This is a genomic window from Paraburkholderia sp. BR10882, assembly GCF_040948855.1.
In the GTDB taxonomy this organism is placed as follows: domain Bacteria; phylum Pseudomonadota; class Gammaproteobacteria; order Burkholderiales; family Burkholderiaceae; genus Paraburkholderia; species Paraburkholderia nodosa_A.
In genome coordinates this window covers 878,878-895,343 of the sequence record NZ_JBFPKP010000002.1, presented here as the reverse complement: position 1 = coordinate 895,343, position 16,466 = coordinate 878,878, and the positions used below count along the sequence as shown (strand labels likewise).

Below are 16,466 nucleotides of genomic sequence, written 5' to 3'. Positions count from 1 at the left end.
TAGTTCCTTATTCAGCGGACGTGACGACGGCGGCGCCGATGTGGCGCATAAGGCGCGTCTTGACATCGGGCGGCGTGATCGTGGGGCGCGGGAGGCCGTCGGGCGTACCGCGGCGAATCGTCAGGCGTACGAAGCGCGTGCCTTCGACACCCGAAGCGCGCTTCGCACGTTCGCGCGCGGCGGTGAGCACGCTGTCGAGCATGGCGAGATCGTCGCCTTCCACGGCGTCGGCGTAACCGCACGCGGCGGCCACGTTCGCGAACGACACCTGTCCCGACACGGTGGCCTGGCCACCCGTCGAATCGTGCGCGCCGTTGTCGAGCAGCACGTGCGTGAGGTTCGCCGGGCCATAGGCGCCGAGCGTGGCGAAAACGCCCATGCGCATGAGCGCCGCGCCGTCGCCGTCGAGCGCGACCACGTTGAGGTCGGGCCGCGCAAGCGCGAGACCGAGCGCGAACGGCGTGACGCAGCCCATCGAGCCCACCATGTAGAGCTGGTTCGAGCGGTCGTCGAGTGCGTAGAGTTCGCGGCCGCAGAAACCCGTCGAGGCGACGACCACCGTCGACTCGGCAGGCGTCGCCGCGATCACGCGCTCGAGCGCCTGCTGGCGCGTGGGCAGTTGATCAGGCGTCCGCCCGGTCCATTTGACCTGCGCGACCGGCAACGCGTGCTTCGCCGGCATCGCGCCGCCGCCCTCGAGTTCGTACGGCGCCACGCTTCCCTTCTGCATGACGAGCGCGTACGGGCGGCCCGTTGCGTCCATGTGCTTGATGGCGCGATCGAGCGCCGCCGCGATCTGGTCGGCTTCCGTGGGGAACGTCTCCCACGGAATTTCCATCGTTTCGAGCATCTGCGGCGTAACCGGGCCCATCAGCGCGTGCTGCGGCTCGTCGGGCACGCCCGGCTGGCCGCGCCACGTCACGATCAGCAGTTGCGGCAGACGGAACGTCCATGTCAGCGAAGTGAGCGGGCTCACGGCGTTGCCGAGGCCCGAATTCTGCATCATCGTGATGCCGCGCTTGCCCGCGAGCGCGACGCCCGCGATGACCGCGACCGCGTCACCTTCGTTGGCCGCGCTCACGTAGTGCAGCGAGTCGTCCTGCAGCACGTAGTTGATGAACGGCGTGAGGTACGAGCACGGCACGCCGGCGTACCACTCGAAGCCGCGCGAGCGCGCCGCTTCGACGAATTGTGCGGCTTCGATCATGCCTGGCCCTCCGCGCCCAGCGGCGTTTGCGCGTGCGTATAGACGCCCTGAGCGAAATCTCCCGCGCGGCGGAAGTCTTCGAGGTCGTTCACGCCGCGCCAGTGGCCGTGCACGTACTGCACTTCGATTTTCTCGCCGTCTGCGATCAGTGCGTTGAGCAGCGCCGGCATGTCGAGCGTGTCAAAGTCGGCGCGCGTCTGCAGCTGCGCGAGCTTCTTCGCGAGCTTCGCGCGGCCCGCGCCGCGCACGTTCACGAGGCCGATCCAGCGGCCGTGCGGGGCCGCGCCGTTCGCGGCCGGGTCGCTCGCCACACGCTCGAGGATCACCTTGCTGCCGAACAGATCGCGCTCGTCGGCGGCCGAGCACCATGCGAAGTCGCGCGTGCTGCTGTTCTCCGACTCGGGCGACGAGTCCACCACCACGCTGAAGTCCGCTTCGCTTTCCACGAGATCGCGCAGGATGTAGCTGCGGAACACGAGGTCGCCGTACGAGATCACCGTGTCGTTGTCGAGCGCGCCGACCGCGCACGCGAGCGAAGCGAGTTCGTTCGTCTGCGCGAAGCGCTCGTTGCGCACGAGCTTGATGCCCGCCGTGTCGATGGCTTCGGCCTTGTAGCCGCCCACCACGGTGATGTCGTTGACCGACTGCTTCTTGAACGCGTCGACGAGCCAGCGCAGGAGCGGCTTGCCCGCGACCGGCAGCATGACCTTGGGCTTGTCTTCCGTGTAGGCGTCGAGACCCGAGCCGCGGCTCGCGGCCAGCACGATCGCCGAGCCCGCGCCGCGCGACGTGGCGCTAAGGTAGCGGTCTTCGGCTTCCGAGTATTCGTCGGCGTCCTGCAAGCGGAAAATTTCGTTGACCGTAGCAATGCGGTCTTCGATATCGACGAGCGTTTGCGTGTCGTAAATCGTTTTGGTGACGGCCTGCATGGCCGAAACGGCCGCGCGGATCTGATGGTTCGCCCAGATCACCGTGCTGATGCCCGCCTTGCGGAACACCTCGGTCGGCGTGCTGTAGTACTTGGTCGGCACGATCACGAGCGGGCCGCGGCCCGCCCACTCGCGCGCGAACGTGAGGATCTCGTCAGCTTTCGAAAGCTTGCTGTGGATGAGGATCGCGTCTGCGCCGGCCTGGCGATACGCTTCGGCGCGCTTGAGCGCTTCGTCCATGCCCCAGCCCGCGATCAGCGCCTCGACGCGCGCGACGATCGAAAAGTGCTCGTCGGTCTGCGAATCCTTGCCGGCCTTGATCTTGCCGCAGAACTCGTCGATGTCGGCAAGCGGTTGCGCTTCGCCGCCGATGAAACTGTTGGTCTTCGGGAACACCTTGTCTTCGATGCACACGCCCGCAATACCGCGCTGCTCCAGCTTGCGCACGAGACGGCGCACGTTGTTGAAGTTGCCGTAGCCGGTGTCGCCGTCGAGCAGGATGGGCAGGTCGCTCGCGTCGGCCATGAATTCGAGGTTGTCGACCACCTGGGTCCAGCTCGCCTCGTTGTTGTCGCGCACGCCGAACTGCGCGGAGATCGAGAGGCCCGAGCCCCAGATCGCCTTGAAGCCCGCCTCGCGCGCGATGCGTGCGGAAAGGCCGTTGTGCGCTTCCATCAGGAATTCGAGTTCGTTGCTGGTCAGCATCTGGCGCAGCCGCGCGCTGCGCGATGTGGCAAGAGCGGCGGGGACCAGGGCGGGTTCGCGTGCGTTCATTCTTGTTGCTCCAGTGGACGTCATGCGGGCCGCAGCGGGGCTGCGCCGTGTGCGTCGCATCGTTGGTAAAGGTCCTTCATCCCGGCTTGATCGCAAGCCTCGAAGTCAGGCAGGCCGGGGGCAAAGTCGCGACTATATCGGAAATGATTCCTATCCGCAGTCGATCCCTGCAAAGAGTGGCAAATCATGGAGTTGCTGTGAAATTTGTGGCTTTTGTCGGCGCGTTCGCAGGCGTTTCAGCAGCGCGTCATATGCGCCAGATCAAGGACTTTGATTTGTATGAAGAAAAAGCTGCCTAAGCAGGGTTCCCCCTGGGTCTCGCGCACGTTTGCGTGGGCCGTAAACACAGTCTGGCGGCAACGCATCGCCAGTCGCACCGCTCCTGCCCTGTGAAATATCCGACCGACCATGCAGAACATGACCCTCAACAAAAAGCTCCGCTCGATGATCGCGATCCTCTGGATCGGCCTGCTGTTGATCGTCGCCTTTGGCGCCTGGCAAAGCCGCGAAGCGATGATCCGCGAGCGGCGCGCGCAGCTCACCACGCTCGTCGACGAAGCGACGAGCATCGCCAACTACTACTACGGGCTCTCGCAGCGCAACGTCATGCCCGAAGCCGACGCCCAGAAGCAGGCGCTGACCGTGATCGGCTCGATCCGCTACAGCACCGACGGCTATCTGAGCATCAACAACTCGCAGTCGGTCATGCTGATGCATCCGATCAAGCCCGAGCTCGACGGCAAGAACCTGAGCGACTTCACCGACCCCGCGGGCACCCATGTGTTCACCGGGCTCGTGAACGCCGCGAGCGGCCCGAACGGCGGCTTCCTCGACTACCTCTGGGCCAAGCCCGGCCACAGCGAGCCCGTTCCCAAGCTGAGCTTCGGCCGCCGCTTCGTGCCGTGGGACTGGGTGATCGTGACGGGCATGTACATGGACGACGTGCGCGCCGAGTTCTACGACAGCCTGCTGCGCTGGCTCGCCGTGACCTTCCTGCTGGGCGGGGCCGCCACGGCCGTGATGGTGCTCGTGGTGCGCAGCGTGCGCAGCAGCATCGGCGGCGAACTGGAAGGCGCGGTGGACGCGGCCAATCGCATCGCCGAGGGCGACCTCACCTTGCGCCTGCAGGTGCAGGGCACGAACGAGACCAGCCTGATGCGCGCGCTCGCGACGATGCAGACGGCGCTCGTGCAAACCGTCTCGCGCGTGCGCAGCGGCGCCGAAAACATCAACGTGGGCGCGAACGAGATTGCGGCTGGCAACACGGATCTCTCGCAACGCACCGAGGAACAGGCGGCGGCGCTCGTGCAGACCGCGTCGAGCATGGATCAGATGACGGCGAACGTGCGCCAGAACGCGGACAGCGCCCAGCATGCGGCGTCGCTCGCGAGCCAGGCCGCCGACGTCGCGACGCGCGGCAGCGCCGTAGTCGACGACGTCGTGCGCACGATGGGCGACATCACAACGAGCTCGCAGCAGATCGGCGACATCATCGGCGTGATCGACGGCATTGCGTTCCAGACCAACATCCTCGCCCTGAACGCCGCTGTGGAAGCGGCGCGCGCGGGCGAGCAAGGCCGCGGCTTCGCGGTGGTGGCCGCCGAAGTGCGCAGCCTCGCGCAGCGCTCCGCCACCGCTGCCAAGGAGATCAAGGCGCTGATCGAAAAGTCGACCGGCACCGTGACCGAAGGTCAGCATCTCGTGACCAACGCAGGCGCGACGATGACCGAGATCGTGCAGTCGGTGCGACGCGTGCACGAGATCCTCGAAGAGATCAGCAACGCTTCGCGCGAGCAGAGCGCCGGCATCGAGCAGGTCAACCGCGCCGTGGGCGAGATGGATCAGGTGACGCAGCAAAACGCGGCGCTCGTGGAACAGGCCGCAGCCGCCGCCCATTCGCTCAAGGATCAGGTGAGCGTGCTGCGCGAGTCGATCGCGAGCTTCCGCTTGCCCGCGCACGCGTAACGCTGTCGCCACGCCGGCTCGCCGCCGGTTCGCCGCCGGTTCGCCGCCGGTACGCATGTCTACCCGCCGGGCCGCATTCGCGGCCCGGTTCGCTTTGCGCCTCCCCCGCTCCCCTCACCGCTCGCGCGCCCAATTGCCTCGCGGCCGTGCGCACCCATCATTTCAATTCAATTACATCATGTTTACAATGTGATTCTGCCTTCCACCCCGCCTTGCCGATGATCCGTTCCAGGAAACCGCCGCGCGACCCGCACGCCACCGCGACCCGTCACCCGATGCTTGCGCCGCGCCTGCCCGCGTGGCGCTCGAAGTTCATCGTGTTCATCACCTTCGCGGCCTTTGCAGCGCTGGCCGGGCGCGCGTTCTGGATTCAGGTCGCCAATCACGGCTTTTACGTGAAGCAGGGCCAAAAGCGCTACCAGCGCACGCTGGAGCTCGACGCGATGCGCGGGCGCATCGTCGACCGCAACGGCGCGCTGCTGGCCGTGAGCCTCGCAACTTTCGAAGTCTGGGCGAATCCGCGTCTTCTCGATGCCGCCGCGCACGCGCCGCTCGCGCGCCTGCTCGACATGCCGCTCGCGGAACTGGACCGGCGCGTTGCCGGCGACCGCTCCTTCGTGCTGCTCAAGCGCCAGGTGGACGCCGACACCGCCGCGCACATCGACGAGATGGGCATGGGCGGCATCACCCTGATCGCCGACTCGAAGCGCTATTACCCCGAAGGTGAATCGGCGGCGCACGTGGTGGGCTTCACCGACATCGAAGACGCCGGCCAGGAAGGCGTGGAACTCGCCGCGAACGCGCGCCTGCGCGGCACGCCGGGCCAGCGCGAGGTGATCCGCGACCGGCTCGGGCGCGTCGTTTCGGAGCCGAGAGAGCGCGTGCAGCCACGCAACGGCGACACCGTGCAGCTCACCATCGACCGCCGCGTGCAGCAGCTCGCGTACACGCAGCTCAAGGCGGCCGTGGCGAAGAATCATGCGGAAGCGGGCAGCGTCGTCGTGCTCGACGCGCAGAACGGCGAAATCCTCGCGCTCGCGAACTGGCCGTCGTTCGATCCGAACGACCGCGCGCGGCTCACGGGCAAGCAGCTGCGCAACCGCGCCGTGGTCGACACGTTCGAGCCCGGCTCGACCATCAAGCCCGTGGTCGTTTCGCTGGCGATGGACCTGCACAAGGTCAACGCGAACACGCTCATCGACACCTCGCCGGGCACGTACCGCATCGGCCCCGCGACGATCCACGACACCTCGAATCATGGCCGCATGACTGTGGCGGAGGCGATCCAGAAGTCGAGCAACATCGCGCTCGCCAAGCTCGCGCTGAACCTTCCCGCGCAAACGATCTGGGACAAGTATCAGGAGTACGGGCTCGGGCAGCGGCCCGGCGTCACGTTCCCGGGCGCGGCGCCGGGCCGCGTGCGGCCGTGGGCGCGCTGGCGCCCCATCGAGCAGGCGACGATGGCATATGGCTACGGCCTGTCTACATCGCTATTGCAGATGGCGCAGATCTACACGGCCTACGCCGGCGACGGCACGCTGCATCCGGCCGCCCTCCTGCGCGAAGCGCCGGCCGGCGCGGGCGGTGCCTCCGCGTCGGCGGCGCGCGCGGTCACGACGCCGGCCACGGCCGCCGCCATGCGCAAGATGCTGGAGATGGCGACGAGCGACGGCGGCACGGGGCGCGCCGCGAATGTGGAAGGCTATCGGGTGGGCGGCAAGACCGGCACAGCGCGCAAGCAGATCGGCGCGGGCTATGCGAAGAACCGCTATCGGGCGCTGTTCGTCGGCATGGCGCCGATGAGCGCGCCGCGCGTGATCGTCGCGGTCATGATCGACGATCCGGCGGGCAAGGCATTTTATGGCGGCACGGTTGCGGGGCCGGTATTTTCGGGTGTGACGGCCGGCACACTCCAGTTGCTCGGCGTGCCGCCCGATGTCGCGGCCGGCCCCGAGAGCGCCAAGGGTGCCAGCGGCACCCGGGCCGGCTCAGGGCGCGGTTAGCGCCGCAATCAATGGTGGCGATACGCGGGCGGCGGCTCGCTGCCCGACACGGCGGGCGCCCCCGCTTCTGCATTGGGTGCGGGCGGCGCGCCGTAACCCGATTGCGCGACCTGCTCCTGCGCCAGACGCGCTTCGTTGGCGCGCTTTTCGGCGAGCCGGCGCATGGCGCTCTGCACATCTTCCGGATACGTGGCATCGTTCGCCGAAGCCGGGTTGTAGCCCACCGACTCCAGATCGACCAATTCCTGCAGCACCTGGGCCCGCGTCACCGGACCGTTGTGCGTGCTGGTGGATTGACCGAACGAGACCGCCGGAACGATCGCCATCATCGACACCAGCGCCGCGCGCAGCATTGCGTTTCTCACCATGCTCTCCGTATGAATTCGATGAGCAAAGTCTACGCAGCGCGGCCATGCGTAAAAACCGGCTAGCGAGGGAGAGAGTCTTCCATTCCTCGCAAGATTGATAAGGAGTTCTGCGGTCCTCAGATCTGGTCGCGGCCAAATGCGCGCAGCCCGTCGAGATCGAGCACGTCCACGCGGTTATACGAGAGCGCGACGAGCCCCTGGCGCTCGAGCGTCTGCAGGGCCTGATTGATCCGTTGACGCGACGCGCCCGCCAGCATGCCGATCTCCTCCTGCGAGATGTCGAGCGCCCGCCCCGTCTCGGGATAAAGATCGGGATTGAACATCTGCGCGAGCGACTGCGCGACGCGCGCATCGACGTCGAGCAAGCGGCTGTTCTGGATCAACGCGATGAACTCGCCCATGCGGTTGTTGAGCTGATGGATCACGAAACGGTTGAACGGCAGGCTGCAATCCATGAGCCGGTGGAACGTCTCGGTGGCGACGGACATGACGAGCGACGGCTGCAGCGCGATCACGTCGTACTTGCGCGGCTCGCGCTTGATCACGCTCCCCTCGCCGAACCAGCCGCCATGCGGCACGCCCGAAAACGTGCAGCCGCGCCCCGACGCATTGAAGATCGCCAGCTTCACGAGGCCGGAACTCACGCCGAGCCACCAGTCGGAGGGCGCTTCGCGCGCGGCGACGATCGCGCCCGCGGCATAGCCCTGCGCATGCGACGACGCCAGCACCCACTCGCGATGCTCGGGCGCGAGCCCGCGGAACCACGCGTAGCGCTCGAACAGCGAGGCAAGACGCGCGGCGTTGGCGGCGTCGATGCGCTCGCCTTCGCGCCAAGAATCGCGGGCGGGCGGTGTCCCGTCCGGGGGCATAATGGATTGCGACATCGCGCTTTCCTGGGTTAGGTCAATCTTTGGGTCGATCTTGTCGGGCGGACCGTGCGTCGCGGCCCGCTCTGTCGCGCCGGCGACAGACTGTCATGCGCGGCCCTGCTACGGTAGCGCGAATCCTATCGACACACCAATAACCGTTCGGAGACACCGCCATGTTGCACCCCTACGAAGAAGGGCTCGCGCAACGCGAAGCCAATTATGTGCCGCTCACGCCGGTCGATTTCATCGCCCGCGCCGCTGAGGTCTATGGCGAGCGCCTGGCTGTGGTCCACGGCGACGTCCGCCGCAACTGGCGCGAAACCTATGCGCGCACGCGGCGGCTCGCGAGCGCGCTCGGTCAGGCGGGCATCGGCCGCGGCGACACCGTGGCGGTGCTGCTGCCCAACATCCCCGCGATGGTCGAGGCGCACTTCGGCGTGCCCATGCTCGGCGCGGTGCTCAACACGCTCAACACGCGACTCGATGTCGCAACCATGCTGTTCATGCTGCGCCATGGCGAAGCGAAGGCGTTGATCGTCGATACCGAATTCGCGGCGCTCGCGCAGCGCGCGGCGCTCGAATTCCCCAACCTCGGGATCATCAGCGTGGCCGACATCGCGCCCGCGGACCCCGAGTACTTCCCGCGCGCCACCGACTACGAGGCGTTCCTCGAGCAAGGCGATCCCGAGTTCGCCTGGGAGCCGCCGCGCAACGAATGGGACGCCATTGCGCTGAATTACACGTCGGGCACGACGGGCGACCCCAAGGGCGTGGTCTATCACCATCGCGGCGCGTATCTCAACGCGGTGAGCAATATCCTCGAATGGGACATGCCCAAGCACGCCGTGTATCTCTGGACGCTGCCGCTCTTTCATTGCAACGGCTGGTGCTTTGCGTGGACCGTCGCCGCGCGCGCGGGCGTGAACGTGTGCCTGCGCAAGTTCGACGCGAGGCTCGTGTTCGACCTCATTCGCAGCGAGCGCGTCACGCACTATTGCGGCGCGCCCATCGTGCAGGGCGCGCTCGCCGACGCACCCGCAGAGTACCGCGAAGGCATCGCTCACACGGTGTGCACGATGGTGGCAGGCGCGCCGCCCGCGCCGGCCGTGATCGCGAAGATGAAGGCGATCGGCATCGAACTCACGCATGTCTATGGTCTGACCGAGGTGTACGGCCCCGCTGCCGTATGCGCGGTACAGGCGGGCTGGCAGACGCTGCCCGACGAGGAGCAGGCGCGCCTCGCCGCACGCCAGGGCGTGCGCTATCACCTCCAAAGCGGCGTCAGCGTGCGCAATGCGCAGACGATGGAGCCCGTACCCGCCGACGGCGAAACGCTCGGCGAGATCATGTTCCGCGGCAACATCTGCATGAAGGGCTACTTGAAAAACGAGCGCGCGACGGAAGAGGCGTTCCGCGGCGGCTGGTTCCATACGGGCGACCTCGGCGTGATGACGCCCGACGGCTACGTGCGCATTACCGACCGCAGCAAGGACATCATCATCTCCGGCGGCGAGAATATTTCGAGCATCGAGGTGGAAGACACGCTGTATCGCCATCCGGCCGTCGCGCTCGCCGCCGTCGTGGCGATGCCCGATCCGAAGTGGGGCGAAGTGCCTTGCGCGTTCGTCGAACTGCGGCCCGGCGCGAGCGCCACGGCCGAGGAAATCATCGCGCACTGCCGGCTCTTTCTCGCGCACTTCAAGGTGCCACGCGCCGTGCGATTCGGCGAACTGCCGCGCACGGCCACGGGCAAGATCCAGAAATATGAGTTGCGCGCGCAACTAGGTTCGCAAAGCGCGATCGACGTGGCTGGTGCAACACCCGCGCCGAAAACACCTCGGTAAGAACGACATCGGGGCCTGCTGGCCGGTAGACGTGACGCATTCAGGCGGCCCGCGCGGCCTGAATGTAACGTCAGTTGACACCCCGACCCCCTGTGGCTCGGTCGCGATTGTCAGGTGCGGCGCTTAATCCTTTCTGCATCAAGGGTCAACTGTCAAAGCAGCCTTTCTCGCATGAAGAATCGTATGAAACGAAAGCTTACAAGTGGTCACGTTTTCCTCCGCTTCGGGCCGATAAGCTTTGAACCGTGGTCGCAACACAAAGGCATCCCGATGCCGCGTGACTGACGACGCAACCAACGAGGAGGTAACTCATGAACACGAAGAGCTGGAAGACCCCCGCCCGCGCCATCGCCGCAGCACTGATCGCCGGCGGCGCATTGATGGGCGCATCGAGCGCCTTCGCTCAATCCGCACCGTATGGGCTGCGTGCCGAATCGGCGCCGCAATACGGTCAACCGCACATGATGCCGGTGGACGCGCACGTCTCGATCGGCTGGCACGAGAACCGTTATTACGACGGCCACCGCTATTGGGAACACGACGAGTGGATGCACCATCACCCGCACGATCCGGGTCCCCCGCGCTACCGCGAGGACGACCATCGTCCGCCGCCCCCGCCGCGTTACTGATGCGCGTGATGCGCGCGTGATCCAGGGGCCGCCTTCTCTGGAGGCCCCTGAAGCGGCACACCGAGGCCGGTCTTCCCTCAAGGGAGACCGGCCTCGGCGCATTTCGGCGCCTTACTTCAGCACGCGCGTGCGAGCGCATGGATATCGTTCGGCATGCATAACAATGTGAGCACGATGCCCGCCACACGGCGTATCCGGCCTGCCGTGCCGCGCGCCGGCTGCGGCCGGAAAGGCAGATGTCAGTAATTGCAGGTAATGCGGAGGTGTTGCCGGCCGCACGGCGCGCGGGTAACGTTGATGGGCGTTTCGTTCCCCGGAGCGCACGGTGTATTCTCATTGCCCGGCCAGCGATGGCCGGGATTTTTTTGCGCACGAATGAGAACACTAGCGCCCTTCGGGTGTCACGCGCACCAGGTTTTTTTTCCGATTGCGGCCGCAATTTTGCGGACGTAAGGTGGGATTGCCTCTTGAGAACAGGCGAGCCTTGTGACCCCCGGTCGTGACACAGTCCGACCGGGGATTTTTTTGGCTTCTGTGCTTTGGAGAATCGCGTCTGCCGGAACATGCAGCGGCGCCGCGAGAGAAGGAACGATGACGGATCACCGAATGAGGAGTTCGGCTTCGCTCCAGCCAGAGCTAGATCCGTCATGCCGTGCATTATCCGGGCTGAAGGCCGGGGCGTCACTAGCATCCGGCGCAAAGAACCATTACGCAAACTGGCAAGATATGGGGACGGACGTCGAAAGCCGGCCCATGAGCATCGGTTAACATGGGGGTTTCGCCAGCAGTGCCACCCCGCTTGTGCCAACTTTCACCCTCGCCCATCCCGTCACCGCGGCACTCGATGTCCGCAAGAGCCGCTTCATCGCGCACGCCATTCCCGTTGCCGACCGCGAAGCGGCCATGGCCGAAATCCGCCGTCTGCGTGACGAACACCCCACCGCCACGCACGTTTGCTGGGCGCTGCTTGCGGGCGGCCAGTCCGGCATGTCCGACGATGGCGAACCCTCCGGAACCGCCGGGCGCCCGATCCTCGAAGTGCTGCGCCATCACGACCTGGACGGCGTACTCGCCGCCGTCGTGCGCTATTACGGCGGTGTGAAGCTCGGCGCGGGCGGCCTCGTGCGCGCCTATACCGACGCCATTGCCAGCGCCCTGCAGGGGGCCGAGCGCGTCGAGCGCATTGCGCAGGCGCGCCTCACCGTCGAACTCGGCTATCCCGACGAAACCCGCGTGCGCCACTGGATCGACCAGGAGCAGTTCACGCTCGTGCAAAGCCAGTACACCATGACGGTCCGCCTCACGATCCAGTTGCCCGCCACCGCCGTGGACGCCGCGCGCACCACGCTCACCGATCTCACGCAAGGCCGCTCGGGCTTCCCCGAGCCCGTTTGAAGCGGGCGGCTAGCCGCCGCCGCAGTGCCGATCGCGCACTTTTCAAAAACTTTTCATTTCTTTCATAAAGTTTCATGAAAGCTTGCCGTAATGAAAGCATGGCCGCGCATTCGCGCGTTCCGTCGACTCGACGCACCAGAACGAACGGACTTCTTTCATGGCAAGCACGATCACGAACACCACGACCGCCAGCACGAACAGCGCGCTGAGCGACGCCGCCCAGTCGATCATCAGCGGCGCGACCAACTCCGCACTTGACGTCAACCAGCTCGTCAAGGCGCTCGTCAACGCGAAGATCGCGGGACCGAGCGCCATCCTCAGTGCGAAGCAGACCGCCAGCAACACGACGCTATCGGCGCTCGGCACGCTGAAGTCGGCGCTCGCTTCGCTCCAGACCGCACTCGAGCCGTTCAAGGATGGCGCCGCGCTGCAGCGCTTCACCGTCACGACGAGCGAGAAGGACAAGGGCTTGAGCGCGGTGGCCGGCAAGAACGCCGTGGCGAGCAGCTTCACGGTCGAAGTCGATCGCCTCGCGACAGCGCATAAGCTCGCCTCGGACAGCTTCGACACGGGCGAGACGCTCGGGGAAGGCAGCCTCGACATCGCGATGGGCGGCAAGTCCATGCATCTGACGATCGCTGCGGGCAGCAACAAGCTCACCGACGTCGTCGCGGCGATCAACCGGGCGAAGGACAACCCAGGCGTCACGGCGTCGATCGTCAACGGCGCCGACGGCCAGCACCTCGTGCTGACCGCGAACAAGACCGGCGCGGCCAACGCGATCGACGTGCAGGCGGGCGCGGGCGTCGACACGCGGCTCGCTTCCTCGCAGATGCGCGAAGTCGAGGCAGCCGGCGACGCCGAGCTGCGCATCGACGGCACGCGCGTCACGAGCGCGAGCAACACGCTCGAGGGCGTGGTGAGCGACATCACGATCAAGCTTGCAAGCGCCTCGGTGGGCACGAAGCAAACGCTCACCGTCGCTCCCGACACCGAAGCGACGGGCACATCCATCCGCGACTTCGTGAAGGCGCACAACAGTTACGTCGATGCCCTGAACGGGCTGACCTCCTATACGGCCGCAACCGGTTCGACGAGCGCGCAGGCAGGCGCGCTGCTCGGCGACTCGATCGCGCGCACCCTCGCGGCGAGTCTGCCGGCGCTCGTTTCGGCGGGCGTGAAGGGCAGCGACGGCGTGACCCATTCGCTGGGCGAGATCGGCATCAAGCTCGACAAGAGCGGGAAGCTCGAGATCGACGACGAGACGTTCAAGAAGGCGCTGCAACCGGGCAACAGTGCGATTGCGGCGCTGTTCGGCAGCGGCGGCCTGACCACGAAGCTCAACAGCGCCATTACGCCTTACGTGCAGTCGAGCGGCATCATCGAGCGGCGCAGCACGGCCATCAACAAGGAACTCGACGACATCAAAAAGCAGTCGTCGATGCTCGATGTGCGCGCAACCCAGCTCACTGCGAAATTCAATCGCCAGTTCACCGCGCTCAATAACCTCATGTCGATCATGAACAACAACCAGCAATATCTGACACAGCTCTTTGGCGGTGCAAACAGCGCGGGCGCCCTCGCGACGAATCACAAATAAGGCTTGAATACGCCGTGATCGACGCTAGCAAACGTCGACGGCAGACAAAAAAAAGGCCGCCGAGTGAATCGGCGGCCAACAGGGGACGTGAAGAACAACCGCGAATCGAACTATCGAATCGACCCGACCGCTCCATCATGGCGAGCCAAAATTAAGACAAACTTAAACGCGCGCAAAAAACGATCGGGAATTCCGGCGCGTGAGCGCGCAGGCAATGGAAAGAACGCGTAATAATGGGCTGGCTATACTTGATCTGGTCCGCGCCGCGCAGTCATTCGCGCCCGCATGACCGTCTTCTACCCAACCCGGAAGAGCCGCCATGTTTGATCGACTGCATCGGTTTATGGAAGGCGCAGGTCCCGAGCGGCGCCATCGCGTCTGGAGCAAGGTGCGCATTTTCGTGGCCGCAATGGGCACGCTCGGCTCTGCCGCCGGCATCGCCATCGCGGTGGTCGGGCTCATCAACTTCGACCACCAGAAGGTGATTGCCGGCGTGGCCGTCATCATCGTCTGCACGGCGATCTACGTGTCGATCCTCGTGCGCGACCGCAATCGCGCCGACTAACGCACGCCGCCCGGGCGTCGCTGCCTCACTGCAGGTTCTGGCCGTCGCGCGTGACATGCACGGCGGTCGCGCCCACGTAGTCGGCGCGAATGCTGTCGCCCACCTTGATCGATTCGAGCGGCACGTCCGGCGGCGCCACCACCACGACCGTGCGGTTCGGTCCGCGCAGCGCGACCTTGCGGCTCTTGCGGTCGATCTTCTCCACCGTCGCGATCACCTGCACGCTACGCGCCGTCGCCGTCATGCCACCGGAAGCGGGCGTGGTCGCGACCGTATCGACGCGCGAGCGGATGCCCCTCGTAGCCAGCTTTTCGGCACGCAGCAGCAACGCCTCCTTGTAGAGGATGTTCACATGATCGCCGGGCTTGAGCTTGCTCACATCGCCGACTGCGGGATCGACGGCGACCGTCACCAGGTTGCGGCGCGCGCCACGCAGCGTGACCGAGTTGGTGGCCGCGTCGATGCTCACGACAGTCGCCGTGGTCTGCACCTCGCCGATCTGCAGCGCGGCGTTGGGCGCACTCCCGGGCGCGGCATCGGACGCCGTCTGCGCAAACAGCGGTACATGCGGCGACACGCCGAGGGCAAGCACGAGTATGGCGCCGAGCAGCGGCGCGGACGAATGGTAGCGCGTGGACATGAAGCCTCCTTGTGTGGATCGTGAATGCAAGAGAGCGGCATGGCGCCGCTCGCACGCATCAAGCGCTGTTCATGCAGGCTTCTTCCGCCGCACAGCGCAGGTAATGGGCATACACACGCTCACGTTCCTCGTTGGCGAGCTGGCGCTTTTCGGCAAGCCGCAGCATGCGGTGCCGGTCCGCGCCGAGCGTTTCGTAATAGCGCTCGGTATGCAAGCGCTTGAAGCGCGCATAGAAGTCCGGGCCGGGCAGGCCCGAATCGGTCGAGAGCAGCGAGGCATAGTCGGCCTCGTGCGGCGCGCACAACGCGGCCGCGGCCGCCTCGAGCTTTTCGTAACGCACCCGCAACGGCACGTCGCCCGCGAACAGGGCATGAAACGCACCGTACGGCACGAGCGAGCGCCGGCTCGCAGCGCGGCGCAACAAACGACCTACCTTTTCGTCGAGTTCTTGGTTCATCCGCAGCGGCCAGAAAGCGGGCCGCCGCCCAGGCCGCGCGTCGTTTGACGAAACGCACGGACGCATTTGGCGGCCCGAGGGATTCAGGGACCCGTTTCGCCACGCGATACGCTGCGCGGCGAATCCGGCATTCTGCATTCGTTCATTCGAATCCAATCTGCATTGCAATCGATTCGAAATGTTTGCGAAAACCATTCTGCACAAAAAAGCGAAATCACTCCCTGAAATTGCCCCATAGCCGTCATCACCCGCGCTGGACCATGCCATTGTTTGCCGCACACCTCAAAAACGCTAACAAACATCTAAAGGTGCGATCGTCGCTATTAATTCATTTTGGATAAAACCGTTTCAACTCAATATATGCTGAATACCGATTTAGTCATACAAAACAAGAAAAAGTGTTGCTTTCCAATGTTTGAGCAATTAAGTCAGGTTAACTGGCTGCAATGGGAGCAAACTTCGCATTGCGGAGTCCGTGCGAAATGGCGGCACCCATTGTTGACACACGCGAGTCGGTTGTTTTTTCCATTAGTTCAGGATTATCCACAAGTCAAGCAGACTATTTTTCCGCTAGCTATACACATTCCCTACAAAAACAATTATTAATATCCGCTGCGGAACACCGAGGCGTTTCGCAACAAGCGCCCTTCACCGGGCGTCGATTTCGCCGTCCGTCATGACCCCCGCGTCACCGCACCGGCGCCGGGTCCATGGCAAGCGACAAGACCCGCTTGCAGGAAGGGTTACAGGAGCGGCACATCCGCAATGCCGCGTGTCCGGAATCTTTCGTCGACGAGTGAACACATGCTTACCCGAACCGAGAACCTGCCGAGCGTCGCGAGAAGAATGGCCGCCGGCCAGATGTTGATGGAAGGCGCGACCGTGAATAGCGTCGCCGACTCACTCCACCTTTCCGCCCAGACGGTGAGGCGCTACAAGTCCATCGTCGAGGACGGCGGCCTTGCAGCGCTCCAGCAGATGAGCGTGGGCGGCCGGCCTTCAGTGCTCGATCAGGCCGCGCTAGGCTGGATCGCGAGCGCCCTGCATGGCTCCGCGCGAGAGCACGGCTTTGCGAGCGATGCGTGGACCAACAGCCGCGTGCGCGAGCTGATCGGCCGCCAGTTCGGCGTGCACTATTCGCGCGTCTATACCTGGCAGATCGTCTCGAACCTCGGCCTCGGCCACCGGCTGTCGAAGTCCGCGCGCTGAACGGCATGGCGG

At 65.3% G+C, this 16,466-nt stretch carries 14 protein-coding genes; 8 read left to right on the top strand and 6 right to left on the bottom strand.

Annotated features, from left to right (window positions below; all coding sequences use genetic code 11):
- Window positions 1-7 precede the first annotated feature (7 nt).
- Window positions 8-1,207: a phosphonopyruvate decarboxylase gene (gene aepY, locus AB3X99_RS09075; RefSeq protein WP_368616687.1), complete on the bottom strand. Its 1,200-nt coding sequence runs from the start codon at window positions 1,205-1,207 to the stop codon at window positions 8-10.
- Window positions 1,204-2,910 (bottom strand): phosphoenolpyruvate mutase, encoded by a 1,707-nt coding sequence (aepX, locus tag AB3X99_RS09070; protein ID WP_342946689.1) that lies wholly within the window; start codon window positions 2,908-2,910, stop codon window positions 1,204-1,206. The genes aepY and aepX overlap by 4 nt, the downstream gene beginning before the upstream one ends.
- 417 nt (window positions 2,911-3,327) lie before the next feature.
- Here aepX and AB3X99_RS09065 point away from each other — a divergent pair, with 417 nt between their 5' ends.
- A complete protein-coding gene (locus AB3X99_RS09065; RefSeq protein WP_368616686.1) occupies window positions 3,328-4,875 on the top strand; it encodes a methyl-accepting chemotaxis protein in 1,548 nt (515 codons plus the stop codon).
- Between the two features lie 218 nt (window positions 4,876-5,093).
- Window positions 5,094-6,878: a peptidoglycan D,D-transpeptidase FtsI family protein gene (locus tag AB3X99_RS09060; protein ID WP_368616685.1), complete on the top strand. Its 1,785-nt coding sequence runs from the start codon at window positions 5,094-5,096 to the stop codon at window positions 6,876-6,878.
- An 8-nt stretch (window positions 6,879-6,886) separates the two neighbouring features.
- Here AB3X99_RS09060 and AB3X99_RS09055 read toward each other — a convergent pair whose 3' ends face one another.
- The gene (locus AB3X99_RS09055) at window positions 6,887-7,243 is read right to left on the bottom strand and encodes a DUF4148 domain-containing protein (protein WP_368616737.1); all 357 of its coding nucleotides are present in this window, start codon (window positions 7,241-7,243) and stop codon (window positions 6,887-6,889) included.
- A 119-nt stretch (window positions 7,244-7,362) separates the two neighbouring features.
- On the bottom strand, window positions 7,363-8,115 hold the full coding sequence (locus tag AB3X99_RS09050) for a Crp/Fnr family transcriptional regulator (RefSeq protein ID WP_368616736.1): 753 nt from the start codon (window positions 8,113-8,115) through the stop codon (window positions 7,363-7,365).
- Between the two features lie 173 nt (window positions 8,116-8,288).
- Between AB3X99_RS09050 and AB3X99_RS09045 the strand changes: the two genes are divergently transcribed.
- From AB3X99_RS09045 to AB3X99_RS09025, 5 genes are all read left to right on the top strand, one after another.
- Window positions 8,289-9,959, top strand: a complete 1,671-nt coding sequence (locus AB3X99_RS09045; protein ID WP_368616684.1) for an acyl-CoA synthetase — start codon at window positions 8,289-8,291, stop codon at window positions 9,957-9,959.
- 311 nt (window positions 9,960-10,270) lie between these two features.
- On the top strand, window positions 10,271-10,588 hold the full coding sequence (locus AB3X99_RS09040; RefSeq protein ID WP_069261772.1) for a hypothetical protein: 318 nt from the start codon (window positions 10,271-10,273) through the stop codon (window positions 10,586-10,588).
- A gap of 801 nt (window positions 10,589-11,389) precedes the next feature.
- Window positions 11,390-11,983 carry a YigZ family protein gene (locus tag AB3X99_RS09035; protein WP_368616683.1) on the top strand — a complete coding sequence of 198 codons (594 nt, stop codon included), beginning with the start codon at window positions 11,390-11,392 and terminating at the stop codon, window positions 11,981-11,983.
- Between the two features lie 157 nt (window positions 11,984-12,140).
- A complete protein-coding gene (gene fliD / locus AB3X99_RS09030) occupies window positions 12,141-13,583 on the top strand; it encodes a flagellar filament capping protein FliD (RefSeq protein ID WP_368616682.1) in 1,443 nt (480 codons plus the stop codon).
- Between the two features lie 319 nt (window positions 13,584-13,902).
- Entirely contained in the window at window positions 13,903-14,148 is a 246-nt protein-coding gene (locus tag AB3X99_RS09025) for a DUF2964 family protein (protein ID WP_245623541.1), read from the top strand.
- Window positions 14,149-14,173: 25 nt separating this feature from the next.
- Here the strand turns inward: AB3X99_RS09025 and AB3X99_RS09020 are convergent, their stop codons facing one another.
- Both AB3X99_RS09020 and AB3X99_RS09015 read right to left on the bottom strand, forming a co-directional pair.
- A complete protein-coding gene (locus AB3X99_RS09020) occupies window positions 14,174-14,788 on the bottom strand; it encodes a hypothetical protein (RefSeq protein ID WP_069261768.1) in 615 nt (204 codons plus the stop codon).
- Window positions 14,789-14,846: 58 nt separating this feature from the next.
- Window positions 14,847-15,245: a hypothetical protein gene (locus tag AB3X99_RS09015; RefSeq protein WP_368616681.1), complete on the bottom strand. Its 399-nt coding sequence runs from the start codon at window positions 15,243-15,245 to the stop codon at window positions 14,847-14,849.
- 804 nt (window positions 15,246-16,049) lie between these two features.
- On the opposite strand from AB3X99_RS09015, the gene AB3X99_RS09010 reads away from it, so the two are divergent.
- Complete coding sequence (locus tag AB3X99_RS09010; protein WP_028202557.1) at window positions 16,050-16,454, top strand: helix-turn-helix domain-containing protein; 405 nt, start codon at window positions 16,050-16,052, stop codon at window positions 16,452-16,454.
- Window positions 16,455-16,466: the final 12 nt, after the last annotated feature.